Origin of the sequence: Rothia sp. SD9660Na (genome assembly GCF_030064065.1) — a bacterium.
GTDB lineage: Bacteria > Actinomycetota > Actinomycetes > Actinomycetales > Micrococcaceae > Rothia.
Window position 1 is genome coordinate 512,544 of the sequence record NZ_CP125946.1, and the last position, 17,626, is coordinate 530,169.

Genomic DNA, 17,626 nt, shown 5'->3' on the forward strand with positions numbered 1-17,626 from the left:
AAAGTGGTTATTCGGTTACACTTGCGGTATGACACAGCAAGATGCCACCGTTATGCGAACCCTGCACGTCACCGGAGAAGTCGGGGAGGCCGTCCGTCTCCGCCGAGAAGAGCTCGGTCTTACTCAAAAAGAAGTAGCCGCCAAAATTGGTGTATCCCGCAAATGGTACATTGATCTTGAACAAGGTAAGCCAACGGTTGAGCTCTATAAGGTACTAGATACTTTTTGGGCTCTAAACCTAGAGCTTCAAGTAAAGGCCGCATCATGAGTGAACTCAATGCCTACCTAGATGGTGAACTGTGTGGCACCTTCATGGAGAAAAATGGGCAAATCACTTTTGCCTATTCCCCGGGGTATGAAAGTGCGGTACCCCTTTCTCTGTCTATGCCTGAACGAAATCGGGCGCATAAAAATAAGGTAGCGCTACCGTTCCTTAAAGGGCTTTTACCCGATAATGCTCAAGCTTTAGAAAATATGGCGCGCGCAGCGGGTGTGTCAGCAGGATCCATTTTTGGTTTACTTGAGCGCTATGGGCAAGACGTTGCAGGGGCTCTTCAGCTTTTACTGCCGGGCAAGGGCAGCAGCGATGCGCAGAGAGCTAACCTTTCTCAGCAACCCTTGCTGAATGAAGCAGATTTCGAAGAACTACTAGAGGAAAGTAGAGAGCTTTATCGCGGGAAAACGCTGATTGCTTCTGAAGCTTTTCGATTTAGCGTGGCAGGAGCCCAGCCAAAGCTATCGCTGACCAGAAATCATGAGGGTAAATGGGTCCAGCCGGGGTCAGGTATCGCCACTACCCACATCATTAAGCCTGTTAAAACGGAGGATAACTATTTTGTTGAGAATATCGACATTGCTGAGTTCTTAACAATGAAGGTAGCCGTTAAATGCGGGCTTAATGCTGTTGATCCTGAATTATGGCGGAGTAGAACAAGTAGCCTAACAGCGGTCATTGTTCCCCGCTACGACCGGTATATCCTTGACGATACGGTTCGCCGGGTACACCAGGAAGACCTATTACAAGCACTGGGTATACCGCCTGAGAAGAAGTATCAGCATCGTGATGGTGGCCCTGGAGTTGGTGAGATAGGCCAACTATTCCGCCAAAAAACTAAGCCGGGGGATCGCTTACGTCTTCAAGAGGACTTCTTTAAAGGCCTGGTGTTCAATGTAGGCGTAGTTGGTACAGATGCTCACGCCAAGAACTATTCTTTGGTGCATCGGGAGAGCGGGAGTGAGCTTGCTCCACTGTACGATTTGATTTCCGCTGCTGCACATATCGGGAATGAAAGCTTGGCTTACTTTCCGATGGGCATTAAGAAAAACTACAGATTTACTCAGATTTCTGACGAAGGTTTAGTGTTTGAGGGACAGCGTTTAGGCTTGGCGAGGCAACGGGCCCAAGAGCTCGTAGAAGAGATTCTTAGCTGCCTGCCAGAGGCTTTTGAGGAAACAGGTAAAGAGCACGGTTTGGAAGATGCAGCCGCCAAAATTGTGGACGGTCTGGGGCGGCTTTCCCCCGCTCGTTTTGTTTCAAACTATTGGCGCTGACCTACTGCCCTTGTCTTGTGCAGGGTCTGGAACCGCATGGTGAGAGGGAGATTCTCACCGGTGGCAGTCAGCGCAAAGCCTTTTTCAGAGCGGACGGGCGCGCCCTCAGCAACTAGCGCCCAGTCGGCACCCAGCGTAGGGGCGTAAGTATCACCGGGAACCTCAGCCTCAAAAAGGGTACGTTCCACCCGGGCTACCTGCCCGCCAGCCACAGCGGGCAAATCGGTCCGGTGCAGGGCCTCGGCGTAGAGGGAGCCGCCGCCAATGACCCAGTAGGTGGGGGCGTCCGGAGCTAAACTCTGCGCCGCCCCCAAAGCCGTATCGAGAGAGGGAGCCCAGACGGCGCCGTCCTTTTCTTCAACCTGCGAGACAGAACGCGTAATCACAAGGTTGAGTCGCCCCGGCAGGGGGCGGAAACGGGGAGGGAAGGACTCCCATGTCACCCGGCCCATAATGACAGGGGCGCCCAGGGTCAAGGTCTTGAAATGGGCTAGATCCTCGGGCGCATACCAGGGCATATCGCCGTTACTGCCAATCACCCCGTTGCCTGCCTGCGCCCAGATAGCTGCTAGCTCGGGCAGGGCGCCCGAGCCGCTTACCTGCTCACCCTTCACGCTCAACTCCTTGGCCCTAGACCGCAATCGGGGCCTTGATGAGGGGGTGGTGGCGGTAATCTACCAGCTCAAAGTCCTCAAACTCGTAGTCAAAAATTGAGGGCTTCTTATTCTTAATGCGCAGGCGCGGGTAGGGGTAGGGCTCGCGCGACAGCTGCTCGGTGACCTGCTCGTAGTGGTTGGAGTAGATGTGGCAGTCACCGCCGGTCCAGACGAACTCACCGGGCACCATACCCACCTCTTCAGCAATCAGCTGGGTCAGCAGGGCATAGGAGGCAATGTTGAAGGGCACGCCCAGGAACATGTCGGCAGACCGCTGGTAGAGCTGGCAGGACAGCTCCTTCTGGCCGTCCTCCCGGGTCTTTACGTAGAACTGGAAGAGGGCATGGCAGGGAGGCAACGCCATGTCGTCAACCTCAGCCGGGTTCCAAGCAGAGACAATATGACGGCGGGAATCGGGGTTGTTCTTGAGCGAGTCAAGCACCTTGGCAATCTGGTCGATAGCCTGCCCGTCACCGGCCGGCCAGGAGCGCCACTGCACCCCGTAGACCGGGCCCAGTTCGCCGTCCTCGTCCGCCCACTCATCCCAGATCGTTACGCCGCGCTCTTGCAGCCAGCGCACGTTGGATTCCCCACGCAGGAACCAGAGCAGCTCAATAACCACAGATTTGAAGTGCACCTTCTTGGTGGTGATCAGCGGAAAGCTCTCAGAGAGGTCAAAGCGCATCTGACGGCCGAAGACGCTTCTGGTGCCGGTGCCGGTGCGGTCGGCTTTCTCGTCGCCGGTCGCCATAATCTCGCGCAGCAGGTCTTCGTAGGGGGTAGGAATAACAGTCATATCTTCTTTAATCGTCAAAAGGCTTAATTTGTTCCAGCGACACCACGGTCTTGGGGTGGGCCACAGACACCTGCAAGACCCACATTTCCCCGGGCTTGAGGTAGGGGTCATGCACGGGCAGATGGGAGCGTAGCTGCTTATTCAGGTGCTCGCCCAGAACCCCAAGGACGGTGGGTAGCACCGGGCGGTGGGTGCAGAGCATGACCGACTTATCCCGCTTCTCAAAGAGGGACTCGACCACCTTACGGGCGTGCTTGGGCGCCCGGGCATGGTGGGCTTCGGTCAGGGCCCGCTTCTCCTTGATGGAAATACCAGAGGCCTTCGAATAGGGGTAGACCGTCTGCATGCAGCGCACCCAGGGGGAGGAAATGATGCGTTCGGGCTGCCAGGCCTCCAGCAGGCGTCCTACCGCCAGGGCCTGGCGCTTGCCGGTAGCGGCAAGTGATCGCTCGCCTTCGGCCCCAGCCCAGCTGGCGCGCGGTTTGGCCTTGGCGTGGCGGACGATAATCACGGGGCGGGTGCGCAGGTTCTGGGTGTGCTCCAGGGCCAGGAGGGCGTCGAGGGGTTCTTTATCGGTGGAGTTAGTGAGCATGGTGCGGGCCTGTTTGGGGGTGACCCAGCGCAGCTCGTCAACTTCGCCCTCGTCGGCAACGGCTTTTTGCCCGGTGGGTGCTTCGGCTGCCCAGTAGTAGACTTCCTTGGGCTTGCCCTTGACCTCGTAGGCGGTTACCGCGAGAGGTGCGCCGAGGGTCACGTGCAGCCCCACCTCTTCACGGATTTCCCGGACGGCGGTTTCCGGCAAGGTTTCGCCGGGGTCCTGCTTGCCCTTGGGCCAGGACCAGTCATCGTAGCGGGGACGATGAATAATCAGGACCTGCATCTGGTCATGGTGCCAGCGCCAGATAATAGCGCCTGCTGCGTTGATAGTTGCCCGGTTGTGGGGGCCCCGGCTGAGCGAGAGCGCTCCGTCGTGGGTGTGGGCGGCGTAGAAGGTCTCGGTATGCGGCATGTGGGAAGCTCCGTGGGGGTGGGGCGGGCATTCAGAATGTCCTTGAGTTAACCGAATGTTAACCCGAGGACATTCTAAGCCCCTTAGCTGTGAGCGGTGGACAAGGCGCGGATGCCTGTGCCCGACCTAGGCTCGCTTGTTGCGTTTCTGGTCGCGGCTAGCCAGGTAGTAGGCCTGCACATCGCGCAGGGGTGAGCCGTCGGCTGCCAGGTGGTGGCGCTCCCAGGTGCCGTCAGACCCCAGGCGCCAGTTGCTGGTTTTTTCTGAGAGGTAGTTGTCGAACATCTCCAGCAGGTACTTGATATGGGCTTCTGCCTTCACATGCACCAGGGCTTCGACACGGCGGTCGAGGTTGCGGTGCATCATGTCTGCCGAGCCGATGTATACCTTGGGGCTGCCGGCGTTTTCGAAGGTGAAGACGCGGGAGTGTTCGAGGAAACGGCCCAGGATGGAGCGCACCTTGATGTTCTCTGATAGGCCGGGCACACCGGGGCGCAGGGCACAGATACCGCGAACGACCACGTTGACCTCAACCCCTGCCTGGGAGGCCCGGTAGAGGGAGTCGATGATGGCCTCATCGACCATGGAGTTGCACTTAATCTGAATCTTGGCGGTGTGGCCAGCGCGCTTGTGCTCGATTTCCTTGTTGATGTTATCAATCAGGCCAGAACGCAGGGAGCGGGGGGCAACCAGCAGCTGCTTGTAGGTGGTCTTCGGGGCGTAGCCGGAGAGCTGGTTGAAGAGGCGGGAGACGTCCTCACCGATTTGCGGGTCGCAGGTAATCAGGCCCAGGTCCTCGTAGAAGCGGGCGGTGGAGGGGTGGTAGTTACCGGTGCCGATGTGGCAGTAGCGGCGTAGGCCATCCGCCTCTTTGCGCACCACCAGGGAGAGCTTGCAGTGGGTCTTGAGGCCCACAATGCCATAGACCACGTGCACGCCCGCGCGTTCGAGCTTACGAGCCCAGTTGATGTTGGCGGCCTCGTCGAAGCGGGCCTTAATCTCAACCAGGGCCAGCACCTGCTTACCGGCTTCGGCTGCCTCGATGAGGGCATCCACGATGGGGGAGTCGCCCGAGGTGCGGTAGAGGGTCTGCTTAATAGCCAGGACGGCGGGGTCGGCAGCTGCCTGCTCCAGGAAAGCCTGCACGCTGGTGGCAAAGGAGTCGTAGGGGTGGTGCAGCAGCACGTCGTGGTCGCGGGTTGCGGTGAAGACGTCGGCTGCCTTGGAGGTCTCGTTGGCGTTGAGCCAGCGGGAGGTGTGGGCGATGTGTTTAGGGTAGTGCAGGGCCGGACGGTTGGTCTTGGCGATATCGGACAGGCCGCGCAGGTCAAGGGGTGCGGGGAGCTTGTAGACCTCGTGCTCGTCGATGCGCAGCTCTGAAACCAGCAGGTCAAGGATGGTGGGGTTGATGGTATCTTCAACTTCCAGGCGCACTGGGGGGCCGAAGCGGCGGCGCAGTAACTCGGTTTCGAGGGCCTTGAGCAGGTTCTCGGCGTCGTCTTCTTCAACTTCTAGGTCTTCATTGCGGGTGACGCGGAAGGCGTGGTGTTCTACGACCTCCATGCCGGGGAAGAGCACATCGAGGTGCTCGGCAATGATGACCTCAAGGGGGATGAAGCGAACCTCGCCGGAGGACGATTTAACCGAGCGGGCCCCGTCCACGGCAACCATGCGTTCGATGGTCTCGGGCATCTTGAGGCGGGCAAAGAGCTCCTTGCCGGTCTGGGGGTTGCGGACTATGACGGCCAGGTTCAGCGACAGACCCGAGATGTAGGGGAAGGGGTGGGCGGGGTCCACCGCTAGCGGGGTGAGCACGGGGAAGAGCTCGGCGCGGAAGAAGCGGGAGAGGCGCTCTTGCTCAGCTTCTGAGAGGTCAGCCCAGCCCACGATACGGATGTTCTCTTTTTCGAGCTCGGGGTAGACCTGCTCGTGGAAGACTTTCGCCTGGCGCTCCTGCAGGGCGTGGGCGGCTTCGGAAATTTCTTCCATCTGCTCTTCGGGTGAGAGACCTGCGGCGGAGGGCACGGCGATACCGGTAGCGATACGGCGCTTGAGGCCGGCTACGCGCACCATGAAGAACTCGTCCAGGTTGCTGGTGACGATGGAGAGGAAGTTGAGGCGCTCTAGCAGGTAGAGGTTGGGGTCTTCGGCTAGTTCGAGCACGCGGGTGTTGAACTCGAGCCAGCTGATTTCGCGGTCAAGGAAGCGGTCGCTACCGAAGTCGCCTTCGAGGTTGGGTTGCTTAATTTTTTCGCCCACGTCGATGCGGTCTACGCGGGTTTCGGCGCGTTCGAGCTTGCTGATATCGCCGTTGATGTGGGGGTGGGCCGGGGTTTCTGCCGGGGTGGTGGTCATGGTTTGCCTTTCAGTGCGAGGGGGTGGTGGTAAAGCTTAGGGGTGGGCGGGTGCGTACTGTCGGTCGATGGTGAGGGGGGTAAAGCCGAGGGAGCGGTAGAGGGCTACTGCGGTGGTGTTGTCGGCATCGACATAGAGGACGACGCGGTCAAGGGGCGTTCCGGACTCGTCGGTAGCCTCAGCCAGGTAGGCCATACCGGCTAGGGTCAGGGCCTTACCCAGCCCCTTACCCTGCCAGGCGGGAGCAATACCCACAGCGTAGACCTCACCTTCGGGGCTCTCGCCCTGGCCGGTGGGAATCTTGGTCCAGTGGAAGCCCGCTAGGTGGCCGTCCTTTTCTAGCGCGAGGAAGAAGCCTTCGGGGCGGAACCAGTCAGAGTCGGTGCGGGCTGCCAGATCTTCTAGGGTGAGCCGCCCCTGCTCGGGGTGGTGGGCAAAGGCCTGCGCATTGACCTGTACCCACGCCTCAGCCTGCTCTGGGGCGTAGGTAGTCAGGGTAAGGTCAGCGGGGAGGGGGCGCTCTGCAGCAGCGGTGCGGACGCTCGCCCGCCCCTCGTCGGTCAGGGCCAGACCCAGCTTGTAGAGTTCGCGGGTAGGGCGCCAGCCCAGCTTATCGGCCAGGTGGGTTGCCGCCTGCAGGGCAGGGCTAGACGTATCAGAACCACCGTGGACCCAGGCCCGAATCGGCTCATCACCGGCAGCCTCAACCGCCGCGCCTATCAGGGCCGAACCAAGGCCCTGGCCACGGGCCTCGGGGGAAACTGCGGCCTCCAGCACCCAGAGCTCACCCTCCCTCACCAGGGCCGCAAAGCCTAGGGGCGCACCACCCTGCCGGGCCTCAAACAGCCGCACACCGGCGTCCGCCCCCGCAGCTGCCTTGCGCAGCTCAACAAAGGTCTGCTCAGAAAAGGGGGAGGCACCGTCCTGCTGGCGGGCCCGCTCAGCTAGCTGCTCAAAACTAGCAACGACAGCACCCGAAACCTTGGGTGAAACAATTTCATAGACCACACGCGCCTCCTACACACATCGCAACTCCTCTAAGCCTACCGAGAATCCGACCGCGCCGAGTTAAAGCTGTACCCCACGTTGCGAACCGTCGTAATCAACTGCTCATGGTCAGGGCCCAACTTGGACCTCAGGCGGCGAATATGCACATCAACCGTGCGCGTACCACCGTAGTAGTCATAGCCCCACACCTCAGAGAGAAGCTGGGCGCGCGTAAAAACCCGGCCCGGGTGCTGCACCAAAAACTTCAGTAACTCAAACTCTTTATAGGTCAGGTTCAGAGGAGAACCCTGCAAACGGGCCGAATACGAGGCCTCATCAACCGTAATGCCACCGACCCGAATAATCGTGCTCTCAGGCTCAGACTCTTCAGCTGCATGGGAGGTCAAAAGACGCAGGCGAGCCTCAAGCTCAGCCGGGCCCACCGACTCCAGCACAATATCGTCCACCATCCAATGGGGGGCCACCGCAGCCATACCGCCCTCGGTGAGCACCATCAACAGCGGAACAGAAAGACCCGACCCCTTTAATAACTGGGCGCAGTTACGGGCCGCAACCAACTGCTCACGGGCATCCACCAAAACCACGCTCGGCCCGGCAGCCTGAATCATCGACGGTGCAGCACCCAGGGGGAGAACAGACAGCTGGTGCGCCAACAAACCCAGCGACTGAGTGACGCCGGCGCCATCGGTCGCAGAATCACTCAATACGACAATATGCAGCACGCTCATACACTCCCTTGAACAGGTCAACTCAAGCACCAGTATAAAACGCAGGGTACAGACGTTGATAAACAGGTTCGTAATACGGGAAGATAAGAAGGACGCCGGCGCCCACACACCCGGTACACCACACAGTAAGATGAAACGCCCCCGTGACTACTAAAGAGCCCACCCACACCCGCGCCATTCGAACCTTCGTACCTGAACTCACCAAACTACGGCGAGCCCGACAAAAAACCGTCTACGAGGGGCCCATCGGCCGCATTGGGGCAACCCGCCGCTCCCGCTACACCCTAGTCGCTATATCAGCCCTCATCACGCTGGCTGCCCTGGTCGTTGCGGCAGCGGTATCTCCTGACTTTGCCGCGCTCGCCGGGCTGGGGACCGTCCTACTGATTGCTGGCGGCTGGCCCGCCGCAACCGGCATCGCCGAGCTGCGAGGGCGCCGCCGCATCACCTCCCACTCCGTGATTGTTCTGCTCTCCGGCGTGGCCTCCCTGCTATATTCCTGGCTCAACCCCGGCGACTCGCCCCTGGGCTTTCTGCCTGCCATCGCCGCGGTGGGTGTGGTTGCTAGTTTTATGGCAGAACTAGCCCGCGGTGAAGGGGCTGTTGGGCGACTTGAATCGGTTATCAGCTGTGTCTCGGGCGTGCTGGCCTCGGTTTCGGTTGCAGGCTGGGTGGGGCTGGCCATTTTGGCCAGAGATGTTGAAACCGCCTACCCCGTCCTCACTATCGGCCTGGCCGTCGGCCTGCTGCTGGGTCTTATCGGCATCCGGGTTGTCTCGGCAGGACCCAAGGAAGCCCCCCGCCGCGGCGCCGTCACCCTGGGCGTAACACCCGTAGCATTTATCGGCGTCATCGCCTACGTATGTGCGACTTTCCTCACTCGCGTGGTAGTGTAGCGGTATGAGTATTCTTGCACTTGAAATTTTCTTCCTCGTCCTTCTGGGCCTGGCAGGTCTGGCTATCTTCACCTGCATCGGTTTCGTACTCACCGGCCTCTTCCGCGGCCAGAAGTAAGCAACCCACAGGCTTATCAGTACCGGCCCAGCGCACTGTTGCGCGAGGGCCGGTTTTCTTTATATTTCGGGCACCTCAGGTGAAGGGAGCGGCGGGGGCGTCTCTGCCGCCCGCACATCTCCCGCACTACACTGGTGTGTATGGCTATTGAAATTCCCACCAACCTTACCCCCGAACTCGTGCCCTTCTCCTGGCTGCTGGGCACCTGGGAGGGCACCGGCTCCCTCTGGTACGAGGGCTCAGAATCAACCCCCTTCGGGCAGATTATTACCTTCAGCCAGGACGGCCTGCCCTTCATTGAATACCGCGCCGAGAGCTTCCTGCTTGATGACCAGGGGCAGAAGCTACGCACCATCACCGTTGAGACCGGCTTCTGGCAGATTGACCGCCCCCAGGTAGACGGCGACGTGGGCCCCGGCCTGGTGCCTGCCGATGTGGTTCCCGTGCACCAGAACGCCGAGTCCGTTGAGTCCCTGCGCAACGAGGACGGCGGCTTCAATCTGCTCGCCACCATCGCCCACCCCGGCGGCCTGACAGAAAACTATGTGGGCATGATTAAGGGCCCGGTGGTGCGTATGCAGACCGGCAACATGCTCAAGGACGACATCACCAAGGACTACGCCGGATCTGTGCGCCTCTGGGGCCTGGTCAACGGCAACCTCATGTGGGACTGGGAAACCGCTAACCCCGAGACCCGCAAGCTTGAGAAGCACGCCTCGGCTGAGCTGCGTAAGACCTCGTCCATGACAGGTGAAGACCTGGGCACCACCATGTTCGGCGGCGAAAACCTTGCAGGTGACCAGCAGTGACTGCCTACCGTAGCCCCCTGCTCTCCCGTCCGGGTGCTTTTGCGGCGTCCGGGGCGGACGCCGGGGTCGCTGCCCACTACGGCAACCCGGTTGCTGAGCAGCGAGCCCTGGCCCGCCGTACCCGGATTGCCCTGGTTGACCACTCCAACCTGGGCGTGGTGACGGTTGCGGGTGAGGACCGCTTGAGCTGGCTGACCACCCTCTCAAGCCAGGTCCTAGCCGGGCTGGGGGAGGGGGACTCTACCGAGCTTCTTCTGCTGACCCCGCAGGGCCGTATCGAGTTTTCAGCCTTTGCTGTTGAGAAGGACGGCGCGGTCTGGCTGATCACTGAACGGGACCAGGCTGCGCCCCTGACCGAGTATCTGAACCGCATGAAGTTCATGCTGCGCGTTGAGATTACCGACCGCACCGAAACCCACGCGGTGCTGGGTTCCACCCTTGACCCGCGCGAGGTTGAGGGTGCGGACGCCGTGCTGGCAGGCGGCATCGTCTGGACTGACCCCTGGGGCGCTGGTATTGCCCCCGGGGGCTACACCTACGCGTCTGCTGGGGAAGGCGAGCACCCGGCGTCCGCTTACCGCCGCTACCTGACCATCGTGCCCGCCCACCGTCTGCTCGATGCGGTGGAGGGGGCCCAGCTGGCCGGAGTTTGGGCTGCTGAGGCCCTGCGTATTGAGGCCTGGCGGCCGCGCGTGGGCGTGGACTCTGATGAGAAGACCATCCCCCACGAGCTCGACCTGCTCCGCACCGCCGTACACCTGGAGAAGGGCTGCTATAAGGGCCAGGAGACCGTGGCCCGCGTGCACAACCTGGGGCACCCGCCTCGTCGCCTCACCTTCCTTGACCTGGACGGCTCCGAGCACACCCTGCCCGCTGCCGGTTCTGCCGTGATGAACGGCGAGAAGAAGGTGGGCACCGTGACCTCGGTGGCCCTGCACCATGAGGCCGGGCCGATTGCCCTTGCCCTGCTGAAACGCTCCCTCGATCTGTCAGTAGCCCTGCGCGTGGTGGATGAGGGCGATAGGGACCCCGAGGGAAATCCCGTAACCAGTGAGTACGCTGCCGCCCAGACCATTATCGTTGCGCCGGAGGCTGGCCAGGTAGCCGGACGCCGGAACATGGGGGACTTTTTACGGTAGGCAGTGCTGTTCTGCTGTGACCTCCGCTGAGTATCACGAGTTGCTCTCTGGGGCGCAGGCGCCTTGGTCGTCTGTTGAAGGAGGCAGGGGGGATTCTTGCTTGGGTCTTAGACGGTAGAACCAAGCGTTGGTGGTAGGTGGAACTGGTTTGGTTCTGTTGCCAAAATATTTTTCACAGATTCTTGACAAGTGATGTTCATCATGTAAGTATTTTGTCATACGGCTCACAGGCTCACAATTTGTAATGAAAAATTTTCAATTTAGGGAGTCACGTTTCTAGAAAAGGTGGTCAAGATGGTATCTTACGTGACTGGTAATCAGTGGGGAACATTCTCTTCCCCCCGCTGGCAAAAATTCAATCTGCTTGCTGCCTTTATATTTCTGGCAGGTGCTCTTGCCTTTACCTATGGAGGGCTTACCACCAGCTATAGCTGGGCTCTTGCACCCCTGCTGGGTCTTCTTGGCCTTGGGCTAAGTCTCTTGGCCCGCACCTGGGGCTGGGCAGTGGCCTTCTCCCTGCTAATCCTAACCCTCCCAGCAGTCATCGCCCTACAGGGCGTATAAGGCGCATAAAACCAACCGATACTAAAGAAGTGGCCCTCCTCCCCGCCAGGGGAGGAGGGCCACTTCTTATGCCTCTAGGGCCTAGCGGCCGAAGAGAACCTTAGCCTCCTCATAGCGGTGCAGGGGAACGGTCTTGAGGCCGTTGAGGGCCTCAGCGAAGTCAACGCGCTTAATCTCGGTGCCCTGCATGGCAACCATCTTGCCCCACTCCTTGTCGTGAATCATGTCAACAACCTGGATGCCCAGGCGGGTGGAGAGCACGCGGTCAAAGCCGGTGGGGGCGCCACCGCGCTGGATATGACCCAGGGTGGTGTTACGGGTTTCGATGCCGGTGATGCGCTCGATCTCCTGGGCAACCCAGTCGCCGATACCGCCCAGGCGGGGGCGGCCGTCCTTCTCCTGGCCCTTACCAGCCATCACATCGTCAAAGCCCTCGGGGATGAAGCCCTCAGCAACAACAATCAGGGGGGAGCGGCCGCGGTCGTGAACTTCCTTGACCCAGCCAGAAACCTCTTCCATCGAGACCTTGACCTCGGGAATCAGAATAGCGTGAGCGCCACCGGACATACCGGAGTGCAGGGCAATCCAACCAACGTGACGGCCCATAACCTCAGCGACCATGGCACGGTGGTGGGACTCGCCGGTGGTGCGCAGACGGTCCAGGGCGTCGGTTGCGATAGAAACTGCGGTATCGAAACCGAAGGTGTAGTCGGTTGCTTGCAGATCGTTATCAATGGTCTTAGGAACACCGACGACGGGCAGGCCCGCGTCAGCCAGGCGCTTAGCGCCCGCCAGGGTGCCTTCGCCGCCGATAGCGACAATAGCGTCGATACCGTTGCGCTCCATCATGATCTCGATGTTCTCGGGGCCACCATTAGGGCCATCAAAGGGGTTAGTGCGGGAGGTGCCCAGAATGGTGCCACCGGTACGAGCCAGACCGCGAACCTTAGTACGGGGCAGATCCATGAAGTCGCCTTCAACAACGCCACGCCAGCCGTCGCGGAAGCCAACGAACTCATCGCCGTAGGTCTTGACGCCATTGAGCACAGCGCCACGGATAACAGCGTTCAGGCCGGGGCAGTCGCCGCCGGAGGTGAGCAGACCGATCTTCATGGAGAAACTCCTTGTGTTATTCCTGGTGGGGAATGATGGTGGTGACCCTGTTGGGTTTCTGCCCGTTTAGGCAGTCCAAAGTGTGGGTCTTTGTTGGTTTCTATTGTAGTAAAGAGGGATTACGTTGGGTAGCTGTGGGGTAGGTTGCGCTGTATGTTTTGGGTCGCTGAGTAAGAGTCAAATATGACTTTAGGGGTGGGAAGGATTCTAGTTTCTGGCACTCCGGACGCCCCTGGAGCCGACTGGCTGGGGCTGGCATGAATTGCAGTCGATGAGCGTCGAGATTCCGAGCGCGCGAGGAAAATAATCTCGGCGCGAATCTGGCGAGCTTGCGAGCCAGAGCGAACCAGCAAGAAGGTTGGTCGGCAAAGGGGCGTCCTGCGTACCACTGAGGCGCACGCGCCTGTATACCCGCGTCAGGCAAATTACTGCGCGGTTGCCAGCAGCTTCTGCATACGGGCCAGACCCTCAGCCAGGTCCTTATCGCCCAGGGCGTAGGACAGGCGCAGGTAGCCGGATGGACCAAAAGCCTCACCGGGAACAACCGCTACTTCAGCCTCTTCCAGGATGATTTCGGCAAGCTCAGCGGAGGTCTGCGGAGTCTTGCCCGCAATGGTCTTGCCCAGCAGGCCAGTGACGTCGGCGTAGGCGTAGAAGGCACCCTTGGGGGTGGGGCAGTGGACGCCCTCGATAGCGTTAAGCCCCTCAACGATGGTCTTGCGGCGGCGGTCGAAGGCCTTGTGCATCTCGTTGACGGCGTCGAGGGAGCCCGAGACAGCTTCAAGTGCCGCCAGCTGGGCAACATTGTTGACATTAGAGGTCATGTGCGACTGCAGGTTGGTTGCCGCCTTGGTGATATCAGCCGGAGCAATCATCCAGCCCACGCGCCAGCCGGTCATGGCGTAGGTCTTAGCAACACCGTTGAGAATAACGGTGTTCTCAGCCAGGGCGGGCACGGCCTTGACGATGGAAGTGAAGGGTACGCCGTCGTAGGTGAGGTGCTCGTAGATTTCGTCGGTGAGTACGATGACGCCCTTCTCCAGTGCCCACTCGCCAATAGCTTTGGTCTCTTCGGGGGTGTAGACCGCGCCGGTGGGGTTAGAGGGGGACACGAAAATCAGGGCCTTGGTGGCGGGGGTGTATGCTGCCTCCAGCATGTCGGGGGTGACCTTGTATTCCTTGTCGGCTCCGGCGAAGACTTCAACGGGGTTGCCACCGGCCAGGCGGATAGCCTCGGGGTAGGTGGTCCAATAGGGGGCGGGTAGCAGTACGTCATCGCCCTCGTCGACGACGGTGGCAAAGGCTTGGTAGACGGCCTGCTTGCCGCCGTTGGTCACGATGACCTGGGAGGCATCGATATCGATACCGGAATCGCGCTTGGTCTTCTCAACGATTGCCTGCTTGAGAGCGGGTAGACCAGCAGCCTGGGTGTAGCGGAAGTTAGCGGGGTCATCGAGAGCCTTGCGGGCAGCGTCCACGATGTAGTCGGGGGTGGGGAAGTCGGGCTCGCCCGCACCGAAGCCAATCACCGGGCGTCCTTGCGCCTTCAGGGCCTTAGCTTTAGCGTCAACGACCAGGGTGGCCGAGGGGGCGATAGCGCCAATGCGGCGTGATACGCGGGCAGTCATGGTGAGGTTCTCGCTTCCGTCCTGCGGGTAGGACCGTTGGGTTATGGCAAAAAGGGTGCGGACGCCAGCGCGGCAGCTGGCATCTACCCCTTAAATCATAGGGTGGGAGGGTGCCTGAAGAGGGGCTGGCGCGCACCAAATTGCCAAAGCAAAAAATATGTTCTACAGTAGATAACGTTGTTCGCAACCGAACAGCTTTAGGTTTGTGCCCGCAAGGGTTTGAACCTCCTTGAAGGGGTAACCTTCAAAGGGCGGTGGCTCAATTGGTAGAGCAGCGGTCTCCAAAACCGCAGGTTGCAGGTTCGAGTCCTGTCCGCCCTGCTTCAAGCCTCACAGGTTTATTTGTCAATCGAACAGTTCATGTTCATGATGAGTCTAGAAAGGGGCGGGCCTACCATGGCTAAATCAATCGCCGCCAGGACCGCCGATTCTGAAGAACCAGGCGCAGAGAAGAAGCTGGGCTTCTTCGGCCGCATTTTCCAGTTCTTACGCGAAGTTATCGCAGAACTCAAAAAAGTCACCACCCCCACCGGTAAAGAACTGGTGCAGTATGTGATTATTGTTCTTTTCTTCGTTGCTTTTATGATGCTCTTCATCTCGGGCCTAGATTACGTTTTCGGTCAGGGAGCCTTCTGGATTTTTGGTAACGGCATCAACTAGAAGCACGAAGCTAGGCCGACGGCGGCCTAACCCGTAGAATCTTTTGTGTATGTAGGGCGTGCGCGCCTTCAAGTAAACCCCAATGACGAAAGCAGGAAAGCGTGTCCGAGCAGGAAGTTGCACCTGAAACCGAAGAGGTCATAGAACCTGCAGAGCAGGCAACCGAAGAGGGCCACGAGGCTGTTGAAGTAGCAGCCGCTGAGGTCGTCGAAGAAGTCACCGAAGCTGAAGAAGCTGGCGAGCCCGCCGTTGACCCGCTCGAAGAGTTCAAGGCTAAGCTGCGCCGCCAGGAAGGTGAATGGTTCGTCATTCACACCTACGCCGGCTACGAGAACAAGGTCAAGGCTAACCTAGAATCCCGTGCCCAGACTATGAACGCTGAAGATGACATCTTCGAGGTTCAGGTCCCCATGGAAGAGGTCATGGAAGTCAAGAACACCACCAAGAAGCTGGTTCGCCGCGTGCGCGTGCCCGGCTACGCTCTGGTGCGTATGAACCTGACCGACGAGAGCTGGGGCGTTGTACGCCACACCCCCGGTGTGACCGGCTTCGTCGGGCAGGACGCCTACAACCCGGTTCCCCTGCGCCTCGATGAGGTTGTCGACATGCTGGCTCCCGTCTTTGAAGCTGAGCAGGCAGAAGCAGGCGCCGCCCCCAAGGCTGCTCCCGCTGTTGAGACCGGCTTTGAGATTGGCGAGGCCGTCACCGTTAAGGAAGGCCCCTTCGAGGGCATGCCCGCAACTATCTCAGAGATCAACGCCGCAGCCTCATCCATGGTTGTGCTGATTTCCGTCTTCGAACGCGAGACCCCCGTGACCCTGAACTTCTCACAGGTCACCAAGATGTAAAACCAGCTTGTCTGGTCAAGGGCCGCCCCGCTTGATGTGGGGCGGCCCTTTTGTTTGTTCAACAGTGGGGGAGGGCTACTAGAGTTTTCCGCATTTATTCTGGTTTACCCGCAACTAGTTGCGGGTAAACCAGAATAAATGCGGGGGAGTCTATCGTGAGGGCGTTTGCACAGTTGACCTAACCCCGCACCTACCTGCCCCTGTGAGCAAGCCCCCAGGGACAGGCGTCCGCCCCGCAATAGCTTTAAAGCCCAGACCGTACTAAGATAGAAGACTGTATGTGCGCACCCACGCCGGTGTGCCTCTACACGGTGCAGCCGCCGCCATGGCAGCACCACCGCCCGGTACATACTCCTGTGTGCCGGTCCACCAGCTAAGAAAAGGACCAAACACAAATGGCTCCCAAGAAGAAGGTCGCAGGCCTCATTAAGCTGCAGATCCAGGCAGGCGCTGCTAACCCCGCGCCCCCCGTTGGCCCCGCACTCGGTGCGCACGGCGTCAACATCATGGAATTCTGCAAGGCTTACAACGCAGCCACTGAATCCCAGCGCGGCAACATCATCCCCGTAGAAATCACCGTCTACGAGGACCGCTCCTTCACCTTCATCACCAAGACCCCTCCCGCAGCACAGCTCATCAAGAAGGCAGCTGGCGTTGCTAAGGGCTCCGGCGTTCCCCACACCCAGAAGGTCGGCTCACTGACCATGGACCAGGTCAAGGAAATCGCCCAGACCAAGATGGAAGACCTGAACGCTAACGACATCGATGCCGCAGCGAAGATCATCGCCGGCACCGCCCGCTCCATGGGCATCACCGTCGAAGGCTAAAACCCTTCCACCCCGCCCACCGCGGGGAAGCGAGGTTAACACCTCACCCAAAGACAATTGTTAGAGTCTCCCACCCGGGAGGCATGTGGCAGAGCCGAGCGCGGCTCACCAAAGACCACACCTGCAAAGGAGAAAAGCAGATGGCAAAGCGCAGCAAGGCGTACCAGGCAGCTGTAGCCAAGATCGAAGCGGACAAGCTCTACGCACCCGCCGAGGCTATTGCAGTAGCAAAGGACATCGCGGCAGACAAGCCCAACTCAACCGTTGAGGTCGCACTGCGACTCGGCGTTGACCCCCGCAAGGCAGACCAGATGGTACGCGGTACCGTCAACCTGCCCAACGGCACCGGCAAGACCGCCCGCGTTGTAGTTATCGCAGCCGGTGAAAAGGCTGAAGCAGCAGAAGCAGCAGGCGCTGACTTCGTTGGCTCAGATGATCTGATCGCAAAGATCGCTGGTGGCTGGACCGACTTCGACGCAGCAGTTGCAACCCCCGACATGATGGGCAAGGTTGGCCGTCTGGGTAAGGTTCTGGGTCCCCGTAACCTCATGCCCAACCCCAAGACCGGCACCGTCACCATGGACGTTGCTAAGGCAGTTGCCGACATCAAGGGCGGTAAGATCGACTTCCGCGTTGACCGCAACTCAAACCTGCACTTCATCATCGGTAAGGCTTCCTTCACCGCTGAGCAGCTGACCGAGAACTTCGAAGCAGCTCTCGAAGAGGTTAACCGCCTCAAGCCCTCATCAGCTAAGGGCCGCTACATCTCAAAGGCAACCATCGCCACCACCTTCGGTCCTGGCGTTCCCGTCGACCCCTCAACCGTAGCCTAAGTTTCTTAGACCCTAACGGTTAAACAAGGCAGGCTCCCCGCATGTGTTGCGGGGAGCCTGCCTTTTTGTTGTGGCGGGGAAGCGGGGC

Annotated in this window: 18 protein-coding genes and 1 tRNA gene; 11 read left to right on the forward strand and 8 right to left on the reverse strand. The window is 59.8% G+C overall.

Annotation, left to right across the window (positions count from 1 at the left end; genetic code table 11):
• Positions 1 to 28: 28 nt before the first annotated feature.
• Complete coding sequence (locus QM007_RS02615; protein ID WP_283490435.1) at positions 29 to 268, forward strand: helix-turn-helix domain-containing protein; 240 nt, start codon at positions 29 to 31, stop codon at positions 266 to 268.
• Positions 265 to 1,551, forward strand: coding sequence for a HipA domain-containing protein (locus QM007_RS02620; protein ID WP_283490436.1), 1,287 nt, complete (start codon positions 265 to 267; stop codon positions 1,549 to 1,551). Before QM007_RS02615 ends, QM007_RS02620 begins: the two co-directional genes overlap by 4 nt.
• Here the strand turns inward: QM007_RS02620 and QM007_RS02625 are convergent.
• From QM007_RS02625 to QM007_RS02650, 6 genes are all read right to left on the reverse strand, one after another.
• Positions 1,539 to 2,165, reverse strand: a complete 627-nt coding sequence (locus QM007_RS02625) for a dihydrofolate reductase (protein WP_283490437.1) — start codon at positions 2,163 to 2,165, stop codon at positions 1,539 to 1,541. The genes QM007_RS02620 and QM007_RS02625 overlap by 13 nt on opposite strands.
• Positions 2,166 to 2,181: 16 nt before the next feature.
• Positions 2,182 to 3,003, reverse strand: coding sequence for a thymidylate synthase (locus QM007_RS02630; protein WP_283490438.1), 822 nt, complete (start codon positions 3,001 to 3,003; stop codon positions 2,182 to 2,184).
• A gap of 7 nt (positions 3,004 to 3,010) precedes the next feature.
• A complete protein-coding gene (locus QM007_RS02635; RefSeq protein ID WP_283490439.1) occupies positions 3,011 to 4,012 on the reverse strand; it encodes an NUDIX hydrolase in 1,002 nt (333 codons plus the stop codon).
• A 126-nt stretch (positions 4,013 to 4,138) separates the two neighbouring features.
• Positions 4,139 to 6,367 carry an RNA degradosome polyphosphate kinase gene (locus QM007_RS02640; protein WP_283490440.1) on the reverse strand — a complete coding sequence of 743 codons (2,229 nt, stop codon included), beginning with the start codon at positions 6,365 to 6,367 and terminating at the stop codon, positions 4,139 to 4,141.
• 36 nt (positions 6,368 to 6,403) lie between these two features.
• Positions 6,404 to 7,375, reverse strand: coding sequence for a mycothiol synthase (gene mshD, locus QM007_RS02645; RefSeq protein ID WP_283490441.1), 972 nt, complete (start codon positions 7,373 to 7,375; stop codon positions 6,404 to 6,406).
• Between the two features lie 35 nt (positions 7,376 to 7,410).
• A complete protein-coding gene (locus QM007_RS02650; RefSeq protein WP_283490990.1) occupies positions 7,411 to 8,097 on the reverse strand; it encodes a response regulator transcription factor in 687 nt (228 codons plus the stop codon).
• Between the two features lie 149 nt (positions 8,098 to 8,246).
• Between QM007_RS02650 and QM007_RS02655 the strand changes: the two genes are divergently transcribed.
• The 4 genes from QM007_RS02655 (at position 8,247) to QM007_RS02670 (ending at position 11,629) form a co-directional block, all read left to right on the forward strand.
• Positions 8,247 to 8,999 (forward strand): hypothetical protein, encoded by a 753-nt coding sequence (locus QM007_RS02655; RefSeq protein ID WP_283490442.1) that lies wholly within the window; start codon positions 8,247 to 8,249, stop codon positions 8,997 to 8,999.
• Positions 9,000 to 9,257: 258 nt separating this feature from the next.
• Positions 9,258 to 9,926 carry a heme-binding beta-barrel domain-containing protein gene (locus tag QM007_RS02660; RefSeq protein WP_283490443.1) on the forward strand — a complete coding sequence of 223 codons (669 nt, stop codon included), beginning with the start codon at positions 9,258 to 9,260 and terminating at the stop codon, positions 9,924 to 9,926.
• A complete protein-coding gene (ygfZ, locus tag QM007_RS02665) occupies positions 9,923 to 11,065 on the forward strand; it encodes a CAF17-like 4Fe-4S cluster assembly/insertion protein YgfZ (RefSeq protein WP_283490444.1) in 1,143 nt (380 codons plus the stop codon). Before QM007_RS02660 ends, ygfZ begins: the two co-directional genes overlap by 4 nt.
• A 306-nt stretch (positions 11,066 to 11,371) precedes the next feature.
• A complete protein-coding gene (locus QM007_RS02670) occupies positions 11,372 to 11,629 on the forward strand; it encodes a hypothetical protein (RefSeq protein ID WP_237194777.1) in 258 nt (85 codons plus the stop codon).
• Between the two features lie 81 nt (positions 11,630 to 11,710).
• On the opposite strand, the gene QM007_RS02675 is transcribed toward QM007_RS02670, so the two are convergent.
• Together QM007_RS02675 and QM007_RS02680 are read right to left on the reverse strand one after the other, a co-directional pair.
• Positions 11,711 to 12,742 carry a 6-phosphofructokinase gene (locus tag QM007_RS02675; protein ID WP_283490445.1) on the reverse strand — a complete coding sequence of 344 codons (1,032 nt, stop codon included), beginning with the start codon at positions 12,740 to 12,742 and terminating at the stop codon, positions 11,711 to 11,713.
• A 425-nt stretch (positions 12,743 to 13,167) separates the two neighbouring features.
• Positions 13,168 to 14,370, reverse strand: coding sequence for a pyridoxal phosphate-dependent aminotransferase (locus QM007_RS02680; protein ID WP_283490446.1), 1,203 nt, complete (start codon positions 14,368 to 14,370; stop codon positions 13,168 to 13,170).
• A 248-nt stretch (positions 14,371 to 14,618) separates the two neighbouring features.
• Between QM007_RS02680 and QM007_RS02685 the strand changes: the two genes are divergently transcribed.
• The 5 genes from QM007_RS02685 (at position 14,619) to rplA (ending at position 17,538) form a co-directional block, all read left to right on the forward strand.
• Positions 14,619 to 14,691: transfer RNA gene (locus QM007_RS02685), tRNA-Trp, on the forward strand.
• A gap of 75 nt (positions 14,692 to 14,766) precedes the next feature.
• Entirely contained in the window at positions 14,767 to 15,030 is a 264-nt protein-coding gene (gene secE / locus QM007_RS02690; RefSeq protein ID WP_237194772.1) for a preprotein translocase subunit SecE, read from the forward strand.
• 101 nt (positions 15,031 to 15,131) lie between these two features.
• The gene (gene nusG / locus QM007_RS02695; RefSeq protein ID WP_283490447.1) at positions 15,132 to 15,878 is read left to right on the forward strand and encodes a transcription termination/antitermination protein NusG; all 747 of its coding nucleotides are present in this window, start codon (positions 15,132 to 15,134) and stop codon (positions 15,876 to 15,878) included.
• Between the two features lie 395 nt (positions 15,879 to 16,273).
• Positions 16,274 to 16,705 carry a 50S ribosomal protein L11 gene (gene rplK / locus QM007_RS02700; protein WP_283490448.1) on the forward strand — a complete coding sequence of 144 codons (432 nt, stop codon included), beginning with the start codon at positions 16,274 to 16,276 and terminating at the stop codon, positions 16,703 to 16,705.
• Between the two features lie 140 nt (positions 16,706 to 16,845).
• Positions 16,846 to 17,538, forward strand: coding sequence for a 50S ribosomal protein L1 (gene rplA, locus QM007_RS02705; protein WP_185174246.1), 693 nt, complete (start codon positions 16,846 to 16,848; stop codon positions 17,536 to 17,538).
• Positions 17,539 to 17,626 lie beyond the last annotated feature (88 nt).

Bases quoted from the DNA above. Each gene is read 5' to 3' on its own strand.
- QM007_RS02660 (WP_283490443.1), top strand. From the start codon at position 9,258: ATGGCTATTGAAATTCCCACCAACCTTACCCCCGAACTCGTGCCCTTC.
- QM007_RS02675 (WP_283490445.1), bottom strand. From the start codon at position 12,742: ATGAAGATCGGTCTGCTCACCTCCGGCGGCGACTGCCCCGGCCTGAAC.
- QM007_RS02680 (WP_283490446.1), bottom strand. From the start codon at position 14,370: ATGACTGCCCGCGTATCACGCCGCATTGGCGCTATCGCCCCCTCGGCC.
- rplA (WP_185174246.1), top strand. From the start codon at position 16,846: ATGGCAAAGCGCAGCAAGGCGTACCAGGCAGCTGTAGCCAAGATCGAA.
- QM007_RS02635 (WP_283490439.1), bottom strand. From the start codon at position 4,012: ATGCCGCATACCGAGACCTTCTACGCCGCCCACACCCACGACGGAGCG.
- secE (WP_237194772.1), top strand. From the start codon at position 14,767: ATGGCTAAATCAATCGCCGCCAGGACCGCCGATTCTGAAGAACCAGGC.
- QM007_RS02630 (WP_283490438.1), bottom strand. From the start codon at position 3,003: ATGACTGTTATTCCTACCCCCTACGAAGACCTGCTGCGCGAGATTATG.
- QM007_RS02620 (WP_283490436.1), top strand. From the start codon at position 265: ATGAGTGAACTCAATGCCTACCTAGATGGTGAACTGTGTGGCACCTTC.
- QM007_RS02640 (WP_283490440.1), bottom strand. From the start codon at position 6,367: ATGACCACCACCCCGGCAGAAACCCCGGCCCACCCCCACATCAACGGC.
- rplK (WP_283490448.1), top strand. From the start codon at position 16,274: ATGGCTCCCAAGAAGAAGGTCGCAGGCCTCATTAAGCTGCAGATCCAG.
- QM007_RS02615 (WP_283490435.1), top strand. From the start codon at position 29: ATGACACAGCAAGATGCCACCGTTATGCGAACCCTGCACGTCACCGGA.